The 24214-nt window shown below is 39.5% G+C and carries 22 protein-coding genes and 1 tRNA gene; 13 read left to right on the top strand and 10 right to left on the bottom strand.

The window, feature by feature from the left end:
* The first annotated feature begins 10 nt into the window (after positions 1-10).
* Complete coding sequence (locus ACOQON_RS14130; protein WP_420576066.1) at positions 11-262, top strand: DUF4834 family protein; 252 nt, start codon at positions 11-13, stop codon at positions 260-262.
* Position 263: 1 nt separating this feature from the next.
* Here the strand turns inward: ACOQON_RS14130 and ACOQON_RS14125 are convergent, their stop codons facing one another.
* Positions 264-2219 carry a tetratricopeptide repeat-containing sensor histidine kinase gene (locus tag ACOQON_RS14125; protein ID WP_420576065.1) on the bottom strand — a complete coding sequence of 652 codons (1956 nt, stop codon included), beginning with the start codon at positions 2217-2219 and terminating at the stop codon, positions 264-266.
* A 127-nt stretch (positions 2220-2346) separates the two neighbouring features.
* Here ACOQON_RS14125 and accD point away from each other — a divergent pair, with 127 nt between their 5' ends.
* The 4 genes from accD (at position 2347) to ACOQON_RS14105 (ending at position 6327) form a co-directional block, all read left to right on the top strand.
* A complete protein-coding gene (gene accD, locus ACOQON_RS14120) occupies positions 2347-3186 on the top strand; it encodes an acetyl-CoA carboxylase, carboxyltransferase subunit beta (protein WP_420576064.1) in 840 nt (279 codons plus the stop codon).
* Between the two features lie 126 nt (positions 3187-3312).
* Positions 3313-4611, top strand: coding sequence for an NADH:ubiquinone reductase (Na(+)-transporting) subunit F (gene nqrF / locus ACOQON_RS14115; protein WP_420576063.1), 1299 nt, complete (start codon positions 3313-3315; stop codon positions 4609-4611).
* A 166-nt stretch (positions 4612-4777) separates the two neighbouring features.
* Entirely contained in the window at positions 4778-5116 is a 339-nt protein-coding gene (locus ACOQON_RS14110; RefSeq protein WP_420576062.1) for a hypothetical protein, read from the top strand.
* Between the two features lie 71 nt (positions 5117-5187).
* A complete protein-coding gene (locus ACOQON_RS14105; protein WP_420576061.1) occupies positions 5188-6327 on the top strand; it encodes a formimidoylglutamase in 1140 nt (379 codons plus the stop codon).
* Here the strand turns inward: ACOQON_RS14105 and ACOQON_RS14100 are convergent.
* Together ACOQON_RS14100 and ACOQON_RS14095 are read right to left on the bottom strand one after the other, a co-directional pair.
* Complete coding sequence (locus ACOQON_RS14100; protein WP_420576060.1) at positions 6324-6518, bottom strand: PspC domain-containing protein; 195 nt, start codon at positions 6516-6518, stop codon at positions 6324-6326. The genes ACOQON_RS14105 and ACOQON_RS14100 overlap by 4 nt on opposite strands.
* A gap of 6 nt (positions 6519-6524) precedes the next feature.
* The gene (locus tag ACOQON_RS14095) at positions 6525-6755 is read right to left on the bottom strand and encodes a hypothetical protein (protein ID WP_420576059.1); all 231 of its coding nucleotides are present in this window, start codon (positions 6753-6755) and stop codon (positions 6525-6527) included.
* Positions 6756-7194: 439 nt separating this feature from the next.
* Here ACOQON_RS14095 and ACOQON_RS14090 point away from each other — a divergent pair, with 439 nt between their 5' ends.
* Entirely contained in the window at positions 7195-10461 is a 3267-nt protein-coding gene (locus ACOQON_RS14090) for a PAS domain S-box protein (RefSeq protein WP_420576058.1), read from the top strand.
* Here the strand turns inward: ACOQON_RS14090 and ACOQON_RS14085 are convergent.
* Positions 10445-11041, bottom strand: coding sequence for a LuxR C-terminal-related transcriptional regulator (locus tag ACOQON_RS14085; RefSeq protein ID WP_420576057.1), 597 nt, complete (start codon positions 11039-11041; stop codon positions 10445-10447). The two genes, ACOQON_RS14090 and ACOQON_RS14085, sit on opposite strands and share 17 nt — an antisense overlap.
* 78 nt (positions 11042-11119) lie before the next feature.
* Between ACOQON_RS14085 and ACOQON_RS14080 the strand changes: the two genes are divergently transcribed.
* The 3 genes from ACOQON_RS14080 (at position 11120) to ACOQON_RS14070 (ending at position 13594) form a co-directional block, all read left to right on the top strand.
* On the top strand, positions 11120-12490 hold the full coding sequence (locus ACOQON_RS14080; protein WP_420576056.1) for a response regulator: 1371 nt from the start codon (positions 11120-11122) through the stop codon (positions 12488-12490).
* On the top strand, positions 12477-13130 hold the full coding sequence (locus ACOQON_RS14075) for a response regulator (protein WP_420576055.1): 654 nt from the start codon (positions 12477-12479) through the stop codon (positions 13128-13130). The genes ACOQON_RS14080 and ACOQON_RS14075 overlap by 14 nt, the downstream gene beginning before the upstream one ends.
* Positions 13131-13261: 131 nt before the next feature.
* Complete coding sequence (locus tag ACOQON_RS14070; protein ID WP_420576054.1) at positions 13262-13594, top strand: hypothetical protein; 333 nt, start codon at positions 13262-13264, stop codon at positions 13592-13594.
* A gap of 332 nt (positions 13595-13926) precedes the next feature.
* On the opposite strand, the gene ACOQON_RS14065 is transcribed toward ACOQON_RS14070, so the two are convergent.
* Positions 13927-14000 (bottom strand) — tRNA-Arg (locus tag ACOQON_RS14065).
* Positions 14001-14162: 162 nt separating this feature from the next.
* On the opposite strand from ACOQON_RS14065, the gene ACOQON_RS14060 reads away from it, so the two are divergent.
* A complete protein-coding gene (locus tag ACOQON_RS14060; protein ID WP_420576053.1) occupies positions 14163-14930 on the top strand; it encodes a hypothetical protein in 768 nt (255 codons plus the stop codon).
* Here the strand turns inward: ACOQON_RS14060 and ACOQON_RS14055 are convergent.
* Positions 14927-15529, bottom strand: a complete 603-nt coding sequence (locus ACOQON_RS14055; protein WP_420576052.1) for a hypothetical protein — start codon at positions 15527-15529, stop codon at positions 14927-14929. The genes ACOQON_RS14060 and ACOQON_RS14055 overlap by 4 nt on opposite strands.
* An 8-nt stretch (positions 15530-15537) precedes the next feature.
* Positions 15538-16974: an RNA polymerase factor sigma-54 gene (gene rpoN, locus ACOQON_RS14050; RefSeq protein WP_420576051.1), complete on the bottom strand. Its 1437-nt coding sequence runs from the start codon at positions 16972-16974 to the stop codon at positions 15538-15540.
* A 150-nt stretch (positions 16975-17124) separates the two neighbouring features.
* Here rpoN and asnS point away from each other — a divergent pair, with 150 nt between their 5' ends.
* From asnS to ACOQON_RS14035, 3 genes are all read left to right on the top strand, one after another.
* Entirely contained in the window at positions 17125-18579 is a 1455-nt protein-coding gene (gene asnS / locus ACOQON_RS14045; RefSeq protein WP_420576050.1) for an asparagine--tRNA ligase, read from the top strand.
* 118 nt (positions 18580-18697) lie between these two features.
* The gene (locus ACOQON_RS14040) at positions 18698-19549 is read left to right on the top strand and encodes a hypothetical protein (RefSeq protein WP_420576049.1); all 852 of its coding nucleotides are present in this window, start codon (positions 18698-18700) and stop codon (positions 19547-19549) included.
* A gap of 98 nt (positions 19550-19647) precedes the next feature.
* The gene (locus ACOQON_RS14035; RefSeq protein ID WP_420576048.1) at positions 19648-20466 is read left to right on the top strand and encodes a sterol desaturase family protein; all 819 of its coding nucleotides are present in this window, start codon (positions 19648-19650) and stop codon (positions 20464-20466) included.
* Here ACOQON_RS14035 and ACOQON_RS14030 read toward each other — a convergent pair whose 3' ends face one another.
* The 3 genes from ACOQON_RS14030 to ACOQON_RS14020 form a co-directional block, all read right to left on the bottom strand.
* Positions 20467-23118: an ABC transporter permease gene (locus ACOQON_RS14030; protein ID WP_420576047.1), complete on the bottom strand. Its 2652-nt coding sequence runs from the start codon at positions 23116-23118 to the stop codon at positions 20467-20469.
* Positions 23105-23437, bottom strand: a complete 333-nt coding sequence (locus tag ACOQON_RS14025; protein WP_420576046.1) for a PadR family transcriptional regulator — start codon at positions 23435-23437, stop codon at positions 23105-23107. The genes ACOQON_RS14030 and ACOQON_RS14025 overlap by 14 nt, the downstream gene beginning before the upstream one ends.
* Positions 23438-23550: 113 nt before the next feature.
* Entirely contained in the window at positions 23551-24150 is a 600-nt protein-coding gene (locus ACOQON_RS14020) for a porin family protein (RefSeq protein ID WP_420576045.1), read from the bottom strand.
* Between the last annotated feature and the right edge of the window lie 64 nt (positions 24151-24214).

Here is a 24214-nt window from a genome sequence, read left to right as displayed (position 1 = left end):
TTTAATAGACATGCTGAAGATTATAATCATACTGATCCTGATTGGATATGTTTTTTATAGGGTTACTTCATTAATTTTTTCAGGACTTTTTGGAGGCTTCAACAGGCAACAGCATTTCGGTCAAAGCCAGTCGCAGTATACCCGGAAGTCCAGAAAGGCTCCTGATTCCAATCTGAACATTGATAATGTGCCCGGCAATCGATCCAAGAAAGATGGTGATTATCGAGGTGGTGAATATGTGGATTTTGAAGAAGTGAAGTAAATCAAGCTTTGTTTCTGTTTACGGTGAACTTGAAAGTTGTTCCAACTCCTTTTTTACTTTCAACAGAAATGCTCCCTCCATTTTTCTCAATAAATTCTTTACAAATAATCAAACCTAGCCCGGTTCCATCTTTATCGGTAACTGAGCTTTTATTGAAAATATTTTCTCTTTGACTTTCAGTCATCCCTATTCCATTATCAGAAACAACCACCTCTATTAGGTCACCATTGGGTTTGGTTTCAATGGAAATGGTTCCATCTGATTTTGTGAATTTGATCGCATTGGAAATTAAGTTACGGATAATAGAAAAGAGCATTTTATAATCTGCATACACAACAGCATCTCCTTGTACCTTATTTTCAATCTTCAGGTTCTTGGCATCAATAGCTCCCTGGAAGAGTTCAAATGTTTCACCCACAATATTTTTAACCACTATTTTTTCAGGATTAAATCGAAGATTGCCTGATTCTGTAATGGACCACTCAATCAAGTTTTGAAGTAATTCCAATAACTTGTTTGAGGTTGTGTCGAGTTGAGAAATGAACACCTGAGCTTCTTCATCTGACATGGATTTATAGTTTTCATCCAGGGCATTCGCAATGGCTTTAAATGCGCTAAGCGGGTTTTTAATATCGTGCGCAATCATTGAAAAGAGCTTGTCTTTGGTTTTATTCACTACTTTCAATTGACTATTTATTCTCATTCGCTGGCGATACAGATAAAAGATTATTGCGCCTATAAGGATTAGAAGGAGGGCTATTATCGAAAGGAAAAAATTTCTTGTCTGAGCTTTTCCCAGCTCTAATTCTTTTATTTCCTGATCAGCATTTAACCGTTCTATTTCATTCTCTTTTTTAGCAGTTTCATACCTAATATCTAGTTCAGAAATTCTATCAGCTACCTCTTTGCTTCTTATTGAATCATTTGTTGCTTCTTGTTTTTTTATCCACTCATGTGATTGATTGTAATTGCCGTTTGCAGATTCTATTAGAGATAAGAGCAGATACCCTCGTGGTAGTTTGGCTCTAAATTCGTTGGCTTTCGCTATCTCAATCCCTTGAATTGCATATTTCTTTGCATCTCCTATTTTGCCTTGTCTGAAATAGATGCTGGATAAAGTGAATAAGCTGGAAATATGGGGATCAAGATCTCCGAAATTTTTAGCCAGTTTCACCACTTTGCTTGCGGTTTCAACTGCTTTATTGAGTTCCCCTTTTTCAATCAGGATGTCTGTGGTATTAATGTAATTATAAATAATCTGTGAGGTATCCTTGCTTATGAGGAGCATCTCCAGCGCCTCCTGATTATACTGATATGCTTTATCAAAATTGCCCAATGCCTGATATACTATAGCGAGAAGGTTTGCTGAATAGGAGATGTTTTCTTTATCGTTTAGGTTTTCATATATGGTTCGTGCTTGAAGCACTTTTTCCAGAGCCACTTCATAATTTTTAAGATCATAATGTATGCCGGATATATTGGTTAAAATATCGGCATACCATTGCATATTCTTTACAGCATTTGCATAATCCAATGCTTTTAAAAAGTTCTCCAGTGATCCTTCCATGTCACCGGTAATTCGGCTAAGATTACCAAGGCCATTGTAAGCTCTGGAGATGTAGGCACTATCCTGGCTGGATAAAGCTGCCTCAAGAGCTTTGGTGAAGTAAAATTTTGAGGAGTCAATTTGACCCAGCATGCCATGACAGACTCCCATTTCATTCGAGGCTATTATTTTTCCTTTATCGGATGCTTCTTCAGCGAGTCTGTATGCCTGGCGAGCATATATCAGTTTGTCATTCGGGTTTTGAAATTGATCAGTAATGATGCTCAGTGCCTCAATTTTCACGTCTGGATCGGATGAGTTTTGGATAACTATTTTAAGGCTGTCAAGGATATTCTGGGCTACTGATGTGTAGGTGATAATAGAAAAGCACAAGTAAAAAATGGACTTCATGGCGGTAATGAAGGTTGATGATAATCAGATGAATTTAGATTCAAGATAGCAAAAATGGAAGATTGTTTAATGGGCTCATTTTCGCAATTATCATTTAGCTTTGCTGATTCACTGAGAAAGAATTCGAATGGCGTGGTTTAAGCGACAAAGCAAAGGAATACTCACAAAAACAGAAGATAAGAAAGAGGTGCCTGATGGCCTCTGGTACAAAACTCCTAGTGGTAAAATCATCCATATGAGAGAGTTGAAAAACAACTCATACGTATGTCCTGATGATGACTACCATGTAAGAATCGGCTCCAAAGAGTATTTTGAAATATTATTTGATAACAACAAGTTTACTGAGCTTGATGAGAATTTGACATCCGGTGATCCACTCAAATTTGAGGACACCAAGAAATACCCTGATCGTATCAAAGCGACCCAGAAAAAGACAGAACTGAAAGATGCCGTTCGTAGTGCAACAGGTAAAATGAATGGAATCAGCATTGTAATTGCCTGCATGGATTTTTCATTTATTGGTGGCTCGATGGGTTCTGTGGTTGGAGAGAAAATAGCAAGGGCAATTGACTATTCTTTGAAGAATAAAATTCCATTTTTGATGATCTCCAAGTCAGGGGGCGCCAGAATGATGGAGGCGGGTTTCTCTCTAATGCAAATGGCCAAAACATCCGCTAAGCTCGCGCTTCTGTCGGAGGCAAAAATTCCTTATATCTCATTATTGACAGACCCGACTACTGGTGGGGTAACTGCTTCATATGCAATGCTGGGAGATTTTAATATTGCAGAGCCAGAGGCGCTTATAGGATTTGCAGGGCCGAGGGTAATCAGAGAGACCATAGGTAAAGATCTACCTAAAGGCTTTCAAAGTTCTGAATTTGTTCTGGATCATGGCTTCCTCGATTTCATCGTGGATAGGCGTCAGCTCAAAACAAGACTTACGACACTCTTAAAAATGTTGGATTAAAACAACATTTTCCTTAATCATGGTGTTAAAAAAACAAGAACAAAAAAAGGTTCTGTTTATCGGTGAATATGGTGTCATAGATCAACTATATTTGCCCTGATTTTTAAATAAAAAGGTTTTAGACATATGTCTTCTATTGTCATTACTTCAATCATCGCCTTTACAGTTTTAATTCTTCTATTGGTTTTAATTCTGTTAGTGGCACAGTCCAAGTTAGTTCAGTCAGGACCTGTTAAAATCACCGTAAATGGTGATAAGGAAAACCCTATGGTAACACAAGCAGGCTCAACCTTGCTTTCCACTCTTTCACAAAAAAGTGTATTCCTTCCATCGGCATGTGGTGGAGGTGGAACCTGTGCTATGTGTAAATGCAAAGTGATAGAAGGAGGAGGAGATGTGCTGCCCACTGAAGTCGGTCACTTGAGTAGAACAGAGCAGAAGGAAAATGTTCGACTGGCGTGTCAGGTAAAAGTGAAGAATGACATGGAAATCGAAATTCCGGAAGAGATCTTCGGAATTAAGAAGTGGGAAGCTACAGTTGTAAGAAACTACAATGTGGCGTCATTCATTAAAGAATTTGTTGTTGAGTTGCCAGAGGAGATGGATTATGAAGCAGGAGGGTATATCCAAATAGAGGTGCCGAAGTGCGAAGTAGATTTTAAAGATATTGACATTACTGCTCACCCGGATGAGCATCCTGGCGCCCCTGATAAGTTTCAATTGGAGTGGGATAAATTTGGTCTGTGGGATTTGAAGATGAAGAACGATGAAACGATTGAGCGTGCCTATTCGATGGCCTCTTACCCTGCGGAAGGAAGAGAAATTATGCTCAACGTTCGAATTGCAACACCACCGTGGGATCGTGCCAAAAACTCCTGGATGAATGTTAACCCAGGAATTGCTTCTTCTTACATCTTCGGCCTGAAGAAAGGTGATAAGGTAACTATTTCTGGTCCTTACGGCGAATTCTTTATCAATCCATCAGAGGCAGAAATGCTCTACGTTGGGGGTGGTGCAGGAATGGCACCCATGAGATCACACCTCTATCACCTATTTAAGACATTGAAAACAGGAAGAAAGGTTAGCTATTGGTACGGGGGACGTTCCAAAAGAGAGCTTTTCTATCTGGATCACTTTTATGATTTAGAGAAGAAATTTCCAAACTTCTCTTTCCACATTGTGCTTTCTGAACCTCTTGAAGAAGATAATTGGAAAGCGAAGGAGAGCATGGATGATGAAGGTGATGGTTTTACTGGATTTGTACATCAAGCAGTAATTGACCACTATCTGAGCAAACATGATCAGCCTGAAGAGATCGAGCTTTACTTCTGTGGCCCGCCATTAATGAACCAAGCCGTACAGAAGATGGGAGAGGATTTCGGAATCCCTGATGAAAACATCAGATTTGATGATTTCGGAGGGTAATCCGGCTATTAAAAATATAACTATGAGCCTCGCAGAAATGTGAGGCTTTTTTGTTGGTGGATAAATTACGCATTTCACCTAGTTCGATTTCGGGATTTCACTAATTTTTAAGAGGTCTGTAATTGGCAATTTTGTAGTGTAGTCAAAAGAACAAACGCCTTAAGTTATGCCAAAAATTATCCTAATTATTACACTCGCTTTTTCAGGTCTTTTTGTCGATAATGAAGACAACCTATTAAATTCCAAAAAATTACCTGTTATTGAGTTTTCAAATTCAGCAATTGATTTTGAAAGTGGCCAGCCTGTTTTTTCAAAAAAAACAAATGCAATATTGAATGTTCAGGGAGGTGGCTCTGTCAGAGTTATAATCAATGATGCAGTAGATGCCAAGGTGTCTAAGAAACAAATCAACCTTTCATCGCTGATCGAGTTTTCAGAAGGTACTTACACAGTTGTTGTGAAAGGAAAGGATTTTGAGGAAGCATTTGGATTTACCATCCGATAAAAAAATTACTAAGAGCAAGTAAATGCCTCGCAGAGATGCGGGGCTTTTTTGTTTCTGCCTAAATTAGCTCCATGGACTTAAAGCTTTTTTTCAATCCTACAGAAGTAGATGTAGATAAGGATGCTGCATCGTTCCAATCTTCGATTTACATCAACAGGCATAAAATGCCAGATCATGACGGGATGGACATAGCCTTGATAGGGTTATGTGAGTATCGAGGTGAAAATGAAAAGGCAGATTCTAGCTCAGCGGATGAGGTCCGCAAACAATTATATGGACTGAAAAAAGGCTTTGGTGATTATGGCATCATTGATTTGGGAAATTTTAGAAATGGACCTAAACTGGAAGATACATACTTGAGACTAAAGGAGGTGTGTGGATACCTCATGGAGAAAAATATAATTCCTGTACTTTTTGGAGGAAGTCATGATTTGGATTTAGGGCAATATTACGGTTACGAATCTGCTGATAAGCTGGTTTCAGTGCTGAATATCGACAACTCCATGGATTTTGATGATGACCATTCACCGGCAAAAGGTCATCTAGGTACTATGTTAAAACATAGCCCTAATTACCTGTTTAGCTATTATCATCTCGCATACCAGAGCTATCTGACCGATCAGAAGTCCATTGAATTGATGGAAAGGCTTTCTTTTGAGGCGGCACGTCTTGGTGTCGTAAAGGAGAATATTAAAGAAATTGAGCCTATTGTCAGGGATGCTGATATGCTTTCCTTTGATATGTCCGCACTTCAGGCTTTCTATGCGCCAGCCGCTTCAAATTCCAAAGTATATGGTTTGACAGGGGAAGAGGCGTGTCAGTTGACATGGTATGCAGGGCAAAATGAGAAAATGAGTTCTGTTGGGCTTTACAACTACGACGCTTCGCTTGATTCAAAAGATCGTAAAACTGCCTTTGTGATGGGCACGATGATCTGGTATTTCATTGAAGGCTTCTATCATCGAAAGGGAGACAAAAACTTCAAATCTAATGATTACCTCATGTACGAAGTTCACCTGGGTGGAGAACCGGAGACCATCCGTTTTTATAAAAGCAAACTATCGGAGCGTTGGTGGATGGAGGTGCCAAACCCTGAAGCTGAAGGGCTATTCAATCGAAACCGAATGGTTGCCTGCAATTACAGCGACTATGACCTGGCTCTAAAAGGAGAATTACCAGACAGGTGGATGAACTTTTACAATAAAGTTTAGTAGCGTGGAGGCATTACGATCCACAAAATGATATAAACCAAAATGCCGGGAAAACCGATGCTGGCTATTGAGAGAATGATATACGCAATTCGAACCAGTGTAGGATCCCAGCCAAGATATTCAGCGAGACCAGCACATACACCACCTAGCATTCGATCGTTTGATCTGAATAATCGTTTTGTCATTTCCATACTTCTTTAGTTTAAAGATGTAATTTTTTTGTGAAAATCTTTAAAACTGATCTTGCCAATTTTGTCTAAAAAGGTTTTGGAAGTTTTGGCATCCAGATTCTGCATTTTGGTCGGTTCGCTCAATAAATCCGCTGAGTACAGCGATTTGGCATTGAGCGTAAGCAGACAAGCTAAAATGATTCCCAGTAGAATCAATAGCGTGCGATTAAGTCTTGAATGTGTTCGGTTGGTTGCCATTGCTTTTTATTTTACAAAGGCTGTGCCAAAACACGTAACTATCTTTAATTCAATAACTTATATTAGAATACGTGTTATTAAGTGTACATGATCGAACATGTAAATCGAGAGAGTGAACACTGTTTTCTAGATAAAAAATTAAAGGCATAAAAAAAGGTACCTCCTCCGAGGCACCTAATCACCTAATCACACTGCTGAACGCATTGTTTTTTAAAGAGAGCTAAACGCTCATCCCTTTTTTATTTTTTTTCGATAAGCATGCTTAATACTTATCTGATACAAAGAGACTACTAAATGGATATTTTAATCGTTGGTGGTAATGAGGAATTTGATTTAGTTAAAATGCTTATTTCCTGATCTCTGAATCTTTTCATCTCACCTTTAGTTGATTTCTGATAAATTTAAGTAAATAGGTCAGAGCGCATACCAGCTTGCTATTTTGGATACTCAACTTCACATATCCCACAAAAATGTCTTGGAGAGCATGCCTTTTGGCGTGATCCAGGTAGATCTCAATGGTAGAGTGATTTATGCAAATAAATCAGCTTATGAATTGCTGGGAGTTAAATCAGAAGGTCACTTGCTCGGTCTCCATTATGAGGATTTTGCTTGGGATCAATTTGGGGAAAATGAAGTATCACTGGGTTCTGATGATCATACTTTGTATAAGGTTTTGACCGACGAAGTTGAAGTTACTTCAAGTATTCAGGGTACTTATGTTGATGGTAAGCGAAGGTGGTTTTCTGTGAACGCGGCTCCTGTATATGATGATGAAAAGAAACTCATAGGTGGCATCTCAAACTTTGCTGATGTTACCACGAAAGTAGAGGAAGGGAAAAAGAAGGATGAAGAATCAGCTCGCTATAAGATTCTTGTAGAAAATCTAAATGGGGTAGTTTGGGAGACAAAGCTAGGAACCCAAACTTTTTCATATATCAGCCCACGAGCTGAGGATTTGCTTGGGTTTCCTAAAAATGAGTGGGTAAAAGAGGGGTTTTGGCAGTCACGAATTCACGAAGAAGATAAGGAACGTGTGCTGGCTTATGAGAAGCAAAAGATTGATGATGCAAGCAATTATCAACTTGAATATCGACTAGTACATAAGAATGGGAACATTGTATGGGTGCGAGACCTAGTAGAGGTGGTAATGGATAGCAAAGGAAAGCCTGATCTGCTTCGAGGTATTACACTGGATATTACAGATAATCATGTTTCCAGGCAACTCCTGCGAGAAAGCGAGAAGCGCTACAAGCAAATGATTTCGGAGGCACCTTACGCAATCACGATTTATAATAAAGAGGGCACTTTGATTGCGGCAAACTCAAAGTGTGCTGAATATTGGAGGGTTGACCTGAAAGACTATATAGGCAAGTTCAATATTTTTAACAATGACCTTTTCATCAAGGACTCTCAAAAGGTTGAAATTGAGAAGGCTTTTAGTGGAAGACAAGGAGAGATCACAGCCAATGTCCCCCTGATACATGCTGGTGATTCTACCAGAAACTATCACTTAAAATATTATCCCTTGTTTGATGCCAATGGGGAGCTGGAGAGCGTGGTTTATTTCACCGAAGACATCACAGATCTCAAGCAGGCTGAGAGAAAAATCAAACAGGAGGAGACATTGAAACAAGGCGTTTTAGATGCTTTGGATGAGGGAATTTTAGTGGTGAATGAAAAAGGGAAGATTATTGGCGTTAATCGGAATTTGAAGATTTATGTGAAAAATCAACCTTATTCTGAATTAGAGATAGGAAAGTCGGTCTTTGATTTTATACAATACTTTGATGAAGAGGAATATTTAAAAAAGGGCCTAGAGTCCATTCTTACACAGAAGTCCAAGGTGTTGGATCATGAGATGAAGCTTACAGATGGAAAGTGGTACAATTTAAGAGCAACACCATTGAGCGATCCATTTGGTGCTGTGATCGCATGGCAAAACATTCACACCAGAAAGGAGATTGAGATAGCACTTGAACGTTCGCTGAAAAAATATCGGAATATCTATAATAAAGCTCCCGTAATGATGCACTCCATCAACAACAAACTGGAGATTATAAGCGTCAGCGATTTCTGGCTCGAGAAAATGGGCTATGAAAGAAATGAAGTCATTGGTAAAACCCCCATTGATTTTATGACTGAAGATTCACTGGCATCTATTGCAACAAACCTGAAAGAACTTTTTCAGAAGGGTGAGGCGAGGAATGTAGAGTATCGATATGTGAAGAAATCAGGTGAAGTGATGGATGTACTATTATCGGCAGTTTCAGAGTATGATGAAGAAGGAAATTTTGAAAGATCCATCACTGGCATGCTTGATGTCACTGACCTGAAGGCCGCAGAACGAAAATTGCAGGACAGCCAATTTAAGCTCTTGGAGTCTCAACGAATTTCTAAGATAGCCAACTATGAATATGATATTACTTCGGATTTAGTTACCCCTTCTGACGAAATGATATCTATGATGGGTTTGTCGGAATCTGACAAGCATATTTCGGTAATAAAAAAGCTTATCCACCCAGAAGACTTGCCAGAATTTGTGCATAAGCTTGAAAAGTGTATCCGGGAAGGAAAGGATTTTTTCCACATCTATCGCATCTACCACTTGAGGACAAAGAAAATAAAATGGATTTCAGGTCGTGGAAAAATGATCAAGGGTACAAAAGGCAGAGTATCGAAAATGATTGGTACGGTACAGGATATTACTGAGCAAAAACATGCTGAAGAAAAGATCAAGCGGCTGACCGATCGTATACTATTGGCAGCCGAAATAGCCAACTTAGGAGTTTGGGAATATGATCGTGATACACAGGAAATTTTCTGGGAAGATCAAATGTATTCGATTTTTTCAGATGCACAGAAACCACTGGGAATAGAGGAAATCAGTGAATATTTTCTGAGTGATAGTGAAAAAGTGATTGATGATAGCCTGCGACTGATTAAAAAGGGCATCAATTTTCTTGAGTCCGATTTTCGTGTGAGTGTTCAAGGAGAAGAAAAGTACTTAAGAGCTTTTACCAGAATCTTACGAGACAACCATTCCAAAGTGAAGGGGATGATAGGGGTTGTCTATGACATTACAGGCGATAAGCGACTCCAGATGCAATTGGAGACTTCATTAGAAGAAAAAAATATATTAATCAAAGAAGTGCACCATCGGGTGAAAAACAACATGCAGTTGATCTCCTCCATCATGGCCCTCAAATCATATGACCTTGAAGATGAGAATTCAAAATCTATTTTCAATGAGGTGAATAATCGCATTAAAGCAATGTCTGTGATCCATGATAAGCTTTACACCTTCTACAATGTCTCAGAAATTGATATAGGTGAATATTTAAGACATATTGCCAGTGAGCTTCAAGTGTTACAAGGATCTGCTGAAATTGCGATTGAAGTCAAAGCGGAAAAAGTCATTTTGGATGTTGAGAAAGCGCTATTGATTGGATTGATGGTCAGTGAGATGGTAAATAATGCCATCAAGCATGGGTATGAAAAAAATCAAAGAGGACACATCACCATCCAATTTACCAAGCAGAATAGAAAGCTATTATTGGGCGTAGTAAACGATGGCAAGGAGCTGGCCAAAGATATCCTGGAAAACAATACAGGTTTAGGTATATCACTGATTAAGACATTTGCAAAGCAGCTCTCAGGTACTCTGTTGGTGGATGATGAGAAAAACGGGCTTAAAGTGATTTTTTAAAAGTAGCTGAATAATCAAACAGGGTTTGAATGAGCCCACTGGTTGTTTTGGTATCGATTTTTCTCATGATATTTCCTTTGTGAGCATTGATGGTTCGTACACTCAAATCAAGCTTCGTAGCAATTTCTTCGTTGGTCATATCCTGCATCATGAGTTGTAATATCTCGTTTTCTCTCTCAGTGAGCGAGCGAACTTTTTCAGCCATTTCATTTGCCTTATTAGAAAAAAGCATGCTGATCATTGTCTCATTGTAGAAAATATCATTGCTCAATGCCACTTTGATTGTTTTTAAAATATCATCAGCTTCCATATTAAGCGAAATGATGCCATTCACATCAAAACGAGAGGTGTATTGAATCAATAAGGGTCTCAGGTCAAATGCAAAAAGTATGGTTGGTTTCCCAGATTGATATTTTTCCATTTCATCGGGAGAAATTGTTTCAACATCAATAATGATCAAATCTATTTTCTGACTGAAATTTGGAGCCATAGACAGAGTTCGGGGGCAAATTTCGTCTAGTAGTAGAAAAAGGTAGTTGGCCAGTGATGCATTCTTTGATACGATGAAAATCTCTTTCATTTTATAAGGTGTTTCTGGTCACTTGCAATTGTAATATCTCACAAAAACTTATAAATTGATAGTAATCGACGCGAACCTATGGGAAAAATTTTAGTTGCGGAAGACTCTCTTATTGTCAACCAACACATCAAGCACGCTTTGGAATCGGGCCATCATGAAGTGCTTTCCGTTTACTCCGGAAAAGAGGCTGTTTCCGTCGCATCAAAGGAAATTCCTGATTTGATTCTGATGGACATCATGATGGAGACGAATTCTGATGGGATAGATGCAGCTTTTGAGATCAAACAGAGTCTGGATATTCCGATCATATTTCTTACGGCTCTTACGGACGAGCCAACCATTGAAAAGGCTAAGTTTAGTTTGCCATATGGTTATGTCGTAAAACCATTTAATGAAGCAGAGTTACTGTCTAATATTGATGTCGCGCTTTACAAAGCCCAGGCAGAAAAGAAAATAAAGGATAACAGTGAACTCTTTCAGGCGATTATCAACTCGATTGATAAAGCCATATTTCTGCTTGACGCAGAAGGAAATATTAAATACACTAATTCAGTGGTAGAGTCCCTGACCTCCCGCTCTTTTGATCAACTCATGGATCGGAATATCAATGAGATTCTCAGCTTTTCAGACAATAGTGGAGTGAGACAGAATGATATTCTGACGATGGAAAATGATTCCGAACAGGAACTCATTTTGGGGGATACCGAAAAAATATTTGGTGATTTCTATTCCCACAAAGTTTCTCTAGACGAGGATTACACGCTGCTTTTTTTCAAAGACATAACCGAGCGAGTCAAGATAAGAGAGGCCAATGAGGACATGAAAAACCGCAGGCTGCTCTCCTTCATCGAAGGACAGGAAAAGGAGCGAGAGCGGATCGCAAGAGATTTGCACGACGGAGTAGGCCAAATAGCCAATATGATCAAGCTTGCGGTTAAAAAAGGAGAATCTGAAGATGTCCTTGCCGATATGGTGGATCAGTTTTTGGATGAAATGAGAAAAGTGACTGACGGCTTGCTTCCAACGCTACTGAGTGATTTTCCTATTGATGTGTGTATTAAGAAAATCGTAGATCAGGCAAATAAAAGTTCAAATGTAAAATTTGAATTTCATGCTGAAGACCTTCCTGAGTTGGATATGAAGCATAAGGTGAATATTTATAGAATTTCTCAAGAAAATATCTCTAATATTATCAAGCACTCAAACGCAAAAACTGCTTCAATTCAACTTTATGGTTTTGGTAAGCACATTCAAATGACCATTGAAGATGATGGTGAAGGCTTTGAAATGGGGGATTATAAAGACGATACCAGTCATCACGGGATACAGAATATTCTTTTTAGGGCTGAAGTTTTAAATGCAGAGTGTAATATTGACGCCAAGAAAGGTTCAGGCACTTTTATTAGTTTAAAGATTCCTCATGAAATGAACGCAAATGAAAAAGACTAAACTATTTCTCGTTGAAGATCACGAGTTGGTACGCAAAGGCGTCCGCAGCATCATAGATATGGATCAGTCTATAGATATCATTGGTGAATATGACAGGGCCGCCAAAGCGATTGATGCAATGGATCAAGGTGATGTCCCTGATATTATTCTGATGGATATATCCATGCCGGAAATGACCGGGTTAGAAGCATCCAAGATGATTGGGGAGAAGTATCCGGATGTGAAAATTATCATACTAAGTATGTACAAGGATGAGGAATATGTGATGGAGGGATTGAATTTTAATATTGCCGGATATGTCGTAAAAGACAGTGTTGCTGATGAAATCCTGGTGGCAATTGAAAAAGTAAATGATGGGGGTAAATTCTTTAGTCGTGAAGTGATTGATACGGCATTGAATTCTTACAAAGAGATAAAAAAGGAGAAGAAAAAGGCGGAGAGTGTTCAACTTACAAAGAGGGAAATAGAGGTTTTGAATGATATTTCTGATGGTCTTAAGAGTCAGGAAATAGCTGAAAAATTATTTATCAGTGAAAGAACTGTGGAAGCACATCGTGGAAACATCATGAAGAAATTACATGCAAAGAACATGGCTGAACTCATCAAAAAAGCAATGAATCTGGGCCTTATTAAGCCTTGATTCTTAGTGATTATGACTAAATAAAGAGTCGTATTTTCCATATATGGTTTTATTGCTTCCTTTTCTAGGTTTGATTAGGAATGAGCTTTCTGAGTATAAAACCACCGTTTTGTTTCAGAAAAGAAGAGGATATGGTTATTTCAAAGACTCACCAAAAAATCAATACATTAAGGGATTTAGTGCCCGATAGCTTTGTATTCATTCTGGATACCACGGATAGATCCTTTCTGTTTAAATCGAAGGAAAGCCCGGATTGTGAACAGCGTGTAATATCTCTTGATAAAATCTATGGCATAGATACATTGACCAGAAGCAATGATTACTATAATCATGAAGATGATACTTCAATGCTCAAGCTTAGTAGGATAGGTCAAAATACTTTTATGGGACTTTGTGCTCCGAAAGAAAATTACTCTGAGGAGCAATGGGGTTTGGTTAGTGAGTGTCTTTTTGAGTCCGCATGAATTTCAAAAAAAGAACATTTGGCATAGTCTGGATTACCCATGCACACCTCCTTAGCACAGCCACACGTGAATCACACTTCCTTCTATTTCGAACCCCATAGGGTTCTCATCCCACCTCGATGAAATAAAAAAAAGCTGACTAAAAGCCAGCTTTTCTATTTCAGTGAACTCGGAGGGATTATTTACATGATCCCTTGAAGGTCAGAATTTCGAATAGCAAAACCCAATCTTCGATTGGTTTTTTTTACTCCTGGCTCTCGTTCAAACAAAGTTTGACTCGGCCTTTCACAAAAAAAACCCAATGCTTTCGCATCGGGTTTTGCTATTCTTCGTGAACTCGGAGGGATTCGAACCCCCAATCTCCTGGGCCGTAACCAGGTGCATTATCCAGTTGTGCTACGAGTCCAACAGGAGCGCAAAAGTAACAATTATGCTTGAAAATTTTCGTTAGTGCTCCATGATTCTATCTTTGCCGAAATTTTTCAGATTAGGCTTTTTATCATTTAACATTCATTAAGAACAAAAACGAAGAAAAAGCCGCTTCTTTGCAGCAAATCATAAAACACACATGAAATATCTAGTTGGAGCACTTTTAGCATTTATAATCGTTCAGGCAAGCGCACAGGAAGGTGGAATGAAACGACCGGATATACCGGGTGAGCTCATGGTGGATGTTGGATTAAATTATTGGGATGAGGTGGGGAGTAACATGGATCAAAAAGGTTGGCCTTCCAAATCTATTAGTATATCCTATTCAAGAAACGTTAGGTTAAGTGATAATTTTCGATTTTTGTATGGACTAGGACTAGCTTTTGATAAAGTTGGTTTTGATAACAATAAATGGATACCATATCAATTAGTGGATTCATTAAATAACTATGCCTTTGCCGAGGTTGCATTTGAGGATAAAGACCAACTTCCAAAAAAATATAAAATTGCTACGACTCATATTGAAGTTCCTCTGGAGATGCGTTATCATCCAATGGGTACAACCGATGGAGAAGGCTTGTTTTTGGGAGTTGGTCTAATAGGGGGTGTTTTAGTAAAGGCTTACGATAAAACTGTGATAGAATTGAACGGTGATAAAAAGAAGAATAAAGATATTGGGATTCAGGGCTTGAATAACTTCAGGTACGGTATCCAATTCAGAATTGGATTCAAAGGAGTTCATATATTCTATAAGCAATATTTCTCTGACTTTTTTGATTCAGACGTTAGATCTTTGTCTTTTTCAAGAGATCCATTCAATGATTTATCAGCCGAACCTCTTTTTATTGAGGAGAAATTCTTTAATCCAAGAATGACAACTATCGGAATCAACATAACAGGATTCTAAAGAAAAATAATGATGGTCAGGAAGCTGTATGCAAATCCAAGTATGGCTCCTGCCCACACTTCTTTTGGTTGATGGTAGCCGAGGTAGAGCCGACTCGAGCTGGTCAAACCTGCCGCGATGATCAAGCCAAAATAATACCATCCTATATTCACAGCCATTGTTACCATTAAGGCGCTAACGAATCCCACCCCACTCCATGTCGCAGCAGCATGAATGCTGATTTTGAACCAAATGGTAATGATTAGTAACCCCAGAATTAAGACAGTTACACCAATCATGACTGTCATGAAGACCGGCCCCATTTCGAGTTTATCAGCAAAAAGATAGGAGGAGGCTGCATAATAGAATGCAATGAAAATAAACGGCCTCATTCGTTCGGCTCTTTTAGTTAACTCAAGGTTAGTTATAAACGCAAAAGATTTGAGCAGGAATATGCTAAGAGCAGGCATTAAACATGTTGTAATAAAGACCACCAAAATAAACTGAGGAATAACTTGTGGCATCACTCGAGGAAATAATTCCGGAGCTTCAGTGAAAAGGATGGCACTCAGATAAGTCGCCATCAGCAACGGGTGGAAAACCACCGATACTATCTTCATCAAAATCTTCAAAGTTCTTTTCTGAGGCGTGCCACAGGTATGTTTAGCTGCTCCCTATATTTTGCCACCGTTCTCCTGGCAATGTTATAGCCACACTCTTTTAGTGCTTTTTCAAGTTTTTCATCAGATAGTGGCTTGGATTTATCCTCAGCTTCAATAAACGATCTGAGTTTATTTTTCACTTCTCTGCTACTTACATCTTCACCTGACTCTGTAGAAATACCTTCTGAGAAAAAGTATTTCAGAGGGAAAACACCAAATTCTGTTTGGACTGATTTGCTGCTGGCAACCCTGGAAACAGTGGAGATATCCATGTTGATTCGCTCAGCAATATCCTTTAGTATCATAGGCTTGAGCTTACTCTCATCACCTTCAAGAAAATACTCATACTGGAAGTCCACAATCGCCTGCATGGTATTCAAAAGCGTTTGCTGACGTTGACGAATTGCATCGATAAACCATTTAGCAGAATCAAGCTTCTGCTTGATGAAAGAAACGGTCTCTTTGAGCTTCTTGTCTTTTTTGTTACTCTTATCATAAGCCTGAAGCATTTCAGAGTAGGATCTACTGACCTTTAATTGAGGTGCATTCCTTGAATTCAATGAAAGCTCAAGTTTGTCGTCGTTATTGATCAGAATAAAATCAGGGATAACATACTGCGTTTTAGCTACATCGTCTCCAGTGCCTCCGGGTTTAGGATTTAACTTAGTTATTAAGTAAATCGCTTCACGAAGTAGCTCCTCATCTTCCAGCCCTAATTTTTTGGCTATTTTGTCATAGTGCTTTTTCGAAAACTCATTGAAACAGCTGTCAATAATTCTTTTGGCAGTTTGGACAATATCACTGTCTTCATCTTTTCTTTCTAGCTGTAATGACAGGCACTCCTGTAGGTTTCTTGCACCAATTCCAGCCGGATCAAAATTCTGAATTTTATAAAGGAGGCTTTCCAGCTCTTCCTCGTCCGTCTCAACACCCTGCGAAAAAGCCAGATCATTAACAATTGCCTCGAGTTCCCTTCTGATGTATCCATCAGAATCGATGCTTCCGATCAGTTGGCGACCCAATACCTCCTGACGTTCATCCAACTTGAGGTAGCCCAGTTGAGAGATCAAATGTTCATGGAGGGACTTTCCGACGGAGATTGGACTTTCCTTATCTTCTTCGTCAGGACTTCTCCCATCTCCCTGCATCTTATATCCGGCGTAATCATCCTGTAGGTAATCTTCTATCCCCTCGGTTGCACTCTCATACTCATCTTCATATTCGTCTGCCTGCTCATCCGCTTCCTTTTCCTCTTTGCCTTCTTCCAGAGCAGGATTTATCTCCAGTTCTTCCTCTACACGTGCTTCCAGCTCAGCTGTTGGCACCTGCAGAAGCTTTATGAACTGTATCTGTTGAGGAGACAGCTTCTGTTGAAGTGATTGAGTTAATGAGAGTTTTTGCATTATATAAGTCCTAAAATCTACCTCTTAGAATAACCAAGAGGCTTTATAGTTAATAAAGTCTATGCTTAGAGGCAAGTCCAAAAGCATAAGACCTCACTATGTCAGTCAAAAATATCACATTCGTTACTTTTGCCGCGCAAATATTTAACGATGGTGGATAAAATTAGAAGAACAAAAATCAGGCAAATTCTGGATGAAGGAAAATCGGGAGCAGAATTATGTGTAAAAGGTTGGGTGAGGACAAAGCGCGAAAGCAAGAATGTGGCTTTTGTAGCGCTTAATGACGGTTCGACTATAAATAATTTGCAATTGGTTTTGGATGTGTCTAAAATGGAGGAAACCACCTTGCGGAAAATCACTACCGGAGCAAGCATTTCTGCAATCGGAAAACTCGCTGAATCACAAGGGGCAGGCCAGTCGGTTGAGCTTTTAGTTGATCAAATTGAGGTGCTGGGAGAGGCTCACCCGGACGAATACCCACTCCAGCCGAAAAAGCACTCGATGGAGTTTTTGAGGGAGATCGCTCACCTGAGACCAAGAACCAACACTTTTGGAGCTATTTTCCGAATAAGGCATCAGATGGCTTATGCCTTGCACACTTTCTTTCATGAGAAAGGATTTTTGTATCTCCATACGCCGATTTTGACAGCTTCAGATGCTGAAGGTGCAGGAGAGACCTTTAGAGTCACCACCATGGATTTGGCTAATGTGCCGAAGACTGAGGATGGACAAGTCGATTACAAACAAGACTTTTTTGAAAAAGAAACGAACCTGACAGTTTCAGGGCAATTGGAGGGGGAGCTAGCTGCATTGGCAGTTTCAGAGATATACACGTTTGGTCCTACGTTCCGAGCAGAAAATAGCAATACAACTCGACACCTGGCGGAATTCTGGATGGTAGAACCTGAAATGGCTTTCTATGATCTGGAGGATAACATGGATTTGGCAGAGGAAATGCTCAAATACATGGTTCGTCATGCGCTGGAGCACTGCAAGGATGATTTAGCATTCTTAAACAAACGCTTACAAGACGAAGAAAAACAGAAGCCTCAGGATCAGCGTAGCGAGATGTCTTTAATCGAGCGTCTGCAATTTGTAGCTGATAATGATTTTGAAAGAGTTTCTTACTCGGACGCTATCGAAATTCTGAAGCGATCTAAGCCAAACCAGAAGAAAAAATTTCAATACATCATTGAAGAATGGGGTGCAGACCTTCAATCGGAGCATGAGCGGTTTTTGGTAGAAAAACACTTCAAAAAACCAGTGATTCTTTACAACTACCCGAAAGATATCAAGGCGTTTTACATGCGTCAGAATGATGATAATAAGACCGTTGCGGCTATGGATGTGTTGTTCCCGGGTATAGGAGAAATTGTAGGAGGATCTCAGCGAGAGGAGCGAGGACCAAAGCTGGAGCAACGAATGGAGGAAATGAATATTCCAAAGGAGGAGCTTTCATGGTACCTTGATACCCGAAAGTTTGGAACGGTACCTCACAGTGGATATGGACTTGGATTTGAGCGAATGATTCAGTTTGTGACAGGTATGGGTAATATAAGAGATGTGATTCCATTCCCACGCACACCAGGTAATTGTGAGTTTTAATACTCTGTGCTCAAGCAATTAGACGTGACCAAAGCACAGATGACTTACCTTGAAAAACAGTATATAATCGTAACTTTTTCCTTCCCATTTCAGTCATCCATGTATTGATTGAAAAAAGATGAAAAAGCTATTTTTCTGTTTGCTCCTATGTATTGGTGCGCTATGTCATTCGCAGGATCGGGTTATTGAGGGACTTATCTTGGATGCCAAGACCAGACAGCCGATTTCGTATGCTGCTATAGGGATAGTAGGTGAAAATATAGGAACAGTATCTACAGAAGATGGCCTCTTTCGTTTAGTCATTCCTTCACAATACACAGACGACTCACTGACTTTTTCTGAGGTAGTCCATTTGCCAAAGAAGCTATCCATTACTGACTTATTAAGTACTGAGGAAATTGTTGTTGCACTTGAAGAAGCAGTCATGGAGCTTAGAACAGTTGAGGTTACTGTCGATAAAGAAAAAAGAAGGTATGAAAAACTAGGTGTTAAGCCAATGTTTTATTGGGGGTCATGCTATGCCAACTTCAAGGGAGGAGCACAAATAGCTCAATTGATGGAAGCCAGTGCTTATCCGGTTGTCTTATCCAAAGCAAAAATAAAAATAGGAGATAACACCCTGAAAAAAGCGAAAATAAGAGTTCGAGTGATGGAAAAAGACGAAAATGGATTGCCGGGATCAGATGTATTTATGGGAACCTTTATGGACATTTCGCTCCGGGAGGGATGGGTTGAGATTGATCTAAGTCAAGAGTCTTTGGTTTTTACCAAAGACTTCTTTGTTTGTTTTGAATTTTTAAATGTATCGTGGCAACCAACAGTTGGTTATTTTTCGATTGTTTGTTGGGAAACTGATACTTTTTCTAAAAAACAACTTGTTCGCAGTACTAGCTTTAGTAAATGGGTAGACTCTTTACCAGGACAGAATCATATTTATGCTATTGGAGCAGAAGTATATAAATTGAAGTAATTTCTTCATCAACAACCTAAACCGGGAAATTGCGAATTTTAGTATCAAACAATTTATCGCTTGCTGTAGTATATTCGTTATGGATTAAGCTGTAAGTGATGGAGAACTTTCTGAATTACTTTGCTGAACTGACAACCATCCAAAAAATTCTTTGGGTAGGTATTTGTTTGGTTTTCTTTTTTGTACTGGAGAATATCATTCCTCTTGTAAAACATGATTACAAGCGCCTTCGGCATGATGGAGTCAATATGTTCTTTTTCGTCTTTCTGATGATCATCAATGTAATCTATGGAGTTGCGCTCGTGGGCGCTACCAAATGGACATCCCAGGCAGAGTTCGGCATTCTCAATTGGTTTGAGATGCCTGTTTGGCTTGGGCTTTTGATTTCGTTTGTTGCGCTGGATTTGGTATCACAATATTTTGCCCATTTCTTACTTCACCGGGTTAAGTGGATGTGGAAGCTGCATCTGGTTCATCATAGTGATACTAAAGTGGACTTAACCACAGGCGTGCGACAACATCCCATTGAGTTTGTGTTGAGGGAAGCTCTGGCACTGGGCACTTTTATCTTGTTCGGTATGCCAGTTGCTTACTATCTATTCTATCGAATTATCACTATTTTCTTCACCTATTGGACACATGCAAATATCAGCTTACCAAAATGGTTGGATAAGGCGCTGAGTTATGTAATTATCACGCCAAATACTCACAAATTTCATCATCATTTTGAGCGTCCGTGGACAGATACCAACTTTGGAAATGTGCTATCCATTTGGGATCGAATGTTTGGGACATTCACCTATGATGACACCTCAAAAATCAAATATGGTCTTGATGTAACAGATCCAAGCAAGGACGAAAACATCAAGTATCAACTTGGACTTCCATTTAATAAATCCATCAAGACCGACTATTGATCATTCATATTTCAAGGTCTCCACAGGGTTAATTGAGGATGCTCTCATGGCATGATAAGCGATGGTAACCATAGAAATCACAAACGTGACTAACCCTGCAAGAATAAATGGCCAGAATGGCATGTCAATTCTAAATGCAAATCCTGCTAGCCATTCGTTAACCAAATAGTATGAAAGCGGAATTGCGATTAAAAACGCTATTCCAATTAACATCATGAATTCCTTGGACAGTAACATCAAAATCTGAGATGTGTTGATACCAAGTACTTTCCTTACGCCGATCTCTTTGGTTCGCTGTTCTACGCTAAAGGTGGCTAATCCAAATAGTCCGAGACAAGCCACAAGAATCGCGAGTACTGAAAAAATTAATGTTACGCTGCTGAGTTTTTGTTCTGATTTGTACGAATCATTCAGTCGATCATCTAAAAAGAAGAAATCAAAAGGTCGCTGAGGAAGAACGGAAACCCAGGCATTTTCAAGATCAGATATGGCGGCCTGCATTTGTGTCCCCTCAATTTTGACTGCCACATATTTAATGAACAGGTTGAATGCACCCGGATGGGTATTAAGCGTGATAACAAGAGGAGCAATTGGATGGTGCTTTGAAGCAAAGTTGTAATCTTCTACCACCCCGATAATCTGGCCTTTGAGTTCTCCTCTAAAATTGAATCGTTTACCTACAGCAGCTTCCGCACTTTCCCATCCCATACTTTTGACCAGAGTCTCATTTACAACCAAAGCCAACGAATCATCAGTCTGGATGGTCTGATCGTAACTCCTTCCTGCTACCAGCGGAATATTCATCGTTTCGACAAAGTCATGCCGGACATTGAAGCGTGGGAATGGTTTCGATTTATCCATACCCTCAAAAGTGTAGTTGCCAACCTGGAACTTTGCACCCACTATTTCTTCTACAGCCGTCATTGATTTTATGTGTGGACTTTGCAGAGCAGCTGTTTTAAAGTTTTCATAATGATTACCCATTGGAGACTGAATCACCGGGACCATTACAATATTTTCATCATCGAAACCAGCATCTTTGTTTTGTAAAAAATTGAGCTGACTAAGGACAATCAGTGTACCAATGATCAACATGATGGAGATCGCGAATTGAGTGGTAACCAAGAGCCTTCTGAAATTCAATCCACTTGTTTTCAGGTGGTTGTTCTTTAAGACAGAAACAGTCTTGAATGATGACAGGACAAATGCAGGATAAAAACCGGATAGTAAACCAATGCCCAATCCAGCTCCTAACAATCCAAAAAGAAAGATGGGCTCAAGTAAAATCGTTAGTGAAACGGCCTTTTCCGTTAATTGATTAAAACCAGGCAACACCAAGGCTACAATTGCAATCGCAACGAAAAGCGAAACGAACGTCAGAAGGACAGATTCGAAAATGAACTGATTGATCAGCTGAGATTTAGCACTACCCAGTGATTTCCGTACACCAACCTCTTTTGCTCTTTTATTGGCCCTGGCTGTGCTGAGGTTGATAAAGTTTATGGAGGCAATGATCAATACAATGATCGCTACCAGTCCAAAAATGTAGACGTTTTTGATATCGCTGTTTGCTGTGATTTCATAGTCCAGTTTACTGTGTAGATGTATATCTTCAATCGACTGGAGCTCAAGAGTAATATCTTCCTTCACAAAATCCGGGAAATATTTCAAAACGAAATCTGGAAATTGTGCCAGGAGGTCTTCTTTCTTGGTGTTTTCTTCAAGGACTATGTATGTCCAGCAGGGATTCCAGTACCAGGTGGTTGGGTATCCACCACCGAATGATTGTTTGAGGGTTGAAAACGACACGATAAAGTCGAACTTAAAGTGGGCGTTAGTGGGCGTATCTTCCAGCACCCCGGTCACTTGCAAATTTTGATTACCCTGAAATTCTAAAATTTTACCCATCGGGTCTTCGTCCTCGAAGTACTTTTTCACCATCGAGCGGGTGATGAGGATGGAGTTAGGTTCGTCAAGAGCTGACTCTTTGTCCCCGGCTATCAACTCAAAATCAAAGACATCAAACAGAGTCGAATCAGCAAAAAAGATATTTGATTCATTAAAACCTTTGTCTGCAGCCTTATTTGCCAAAGCCAATGAAGGCGATTGAAAGTTAAAAAAGCGAACGACCTGTTCTACTTGCCGATCAAAATCAAGTTTTAAGGCAGGACCTGTTGGAAAAGGAAGACTGGCAGAGTGTTCACCTACTCCCTCACTCTCGAATTTCTCCAACACCCGATAGATACGATCGGATTTAGAATGAAAAGTATCGTAGCTTAATTCATCGTAGATATAGAAACAGATGAGGATGCAGCAAGCCAGCCCGATTGCCAACCCACTAACATTTAGAAATGAATAGACTTTTTGCTTGATAAATGTCCTGTAAGTGATTTTGAGATAATTTTTAAGCATAGTAATTTGAGTTGAGTTTTGACTTCTTTTTTTGAAAGCAAATGGGCGACAGAGTCCCAGAATGTCGAGAATGAAAAACAAATCGGCTTTCCATTTTTTCATGTTCTCGATTCGTTCTTCGTAGAGTTCATAGACATCTCCTCGCAGAATTTCCAGGTGATCATCATGACAAAACCAGCCTAGAAATTTATCGGGCCACCTGGGTGGATTCCTTGGTTTGGTGTAATTAGTCCCCGACATAATTAACCTGTGGTAACGTGTGGTAGAGTGAGGATCTTAGTTCATAAGACTGGTCAAGTGCTTTTCTGCCGAATGCAGTAATTTCATAAAATCGTTTTCTTCTTCCCCCTCTTTCGGATGTGGCACCTCCTTCATGAGAGTTTATAAATCCTTTCTTTTCCAGTCGGTTGAGTGCAGAATGAAGTGCACCAATGCTTGGCTTTCGACTTGTTTTGTCCTGCAATTCATTTTTAATGGAAATGCTATAGGCATTTTGGTGCAATGATCCCACTACCAGCAAGACCAGCTCTTCAAATTCACCTAATTGTGTGTGCTTCATGAAAAGCTAATACGGAGTTATTTTAGATTAGTTTCCTAATCGTATAACAAACAATAAAAAATAAAAGCCTACCCGAAATCGGGCAGGCCTTTAGGTGAGGAATAAGACAAGTCTTAAAAGTCTAGAGCAACATAGAGTTGAAGAACGGAATTTTTAGCGTTATCCACAGCTTCTCCCGCGAAGGATCCTGACTTACCGATTTCCCTCAGACCGTAGTTGTATCTTAACCCAATCTGGCTAGCGTCGAAATCAATCCCTACTCCACCTGCTAATCCGTAATCAAACGTATGAAAATCATCTCTATCTAATTGAGCAACTTGATTGATGTCACCGTCGGAATCAACATCTTTAATATTTGCACCAACAAGAAATGCTGCATATGGTCCAACCTGGAGGTTGAGTCTTCCTACATGTCCTACAAACAAGACAGGCAATTCCAGGTAGTTTAAATTGTAGCGGTATTTTCCGCTTCCCAGCGCTCCATCATAAACGATTTCCGCGCCTTTGTTGGAGTAATTCAACTCTGTTTGGAATGCTCCATTTGCAGTTTGGTGCCACAACCCCAGATTGAGTCCTATTTTCATATTTTCGTCACTCACGTCATCTACATATAGATTGGAAAAATTGGCTCCACCTTTGATACCACTGCGTTGTGCCATCAGTAGTCCTGATGCTAGAATGAATATGCTTATTAATATACTTTTAGTCTTCATTGTATCTATTTCGTTTTGTGATTAAAATGATTTTAAAAAGAAGGGTCCACAGGACGTGGACCCT

Origin of the sequence: Ekhidna sp. (genome assembly GCF_965221965.1) — a bacterium.
In the GTDB taxonomy this organism is placed as follows: Bacteria; Bacteroidota; Bacteroidia; order Cytophagales; family Cyclobacteriaceae; genus Ekhidna.
Note: the sequence above shows the minus strand (reverse complement) of the source record. Positions and strands in the feature narration are given on the sequence as shown.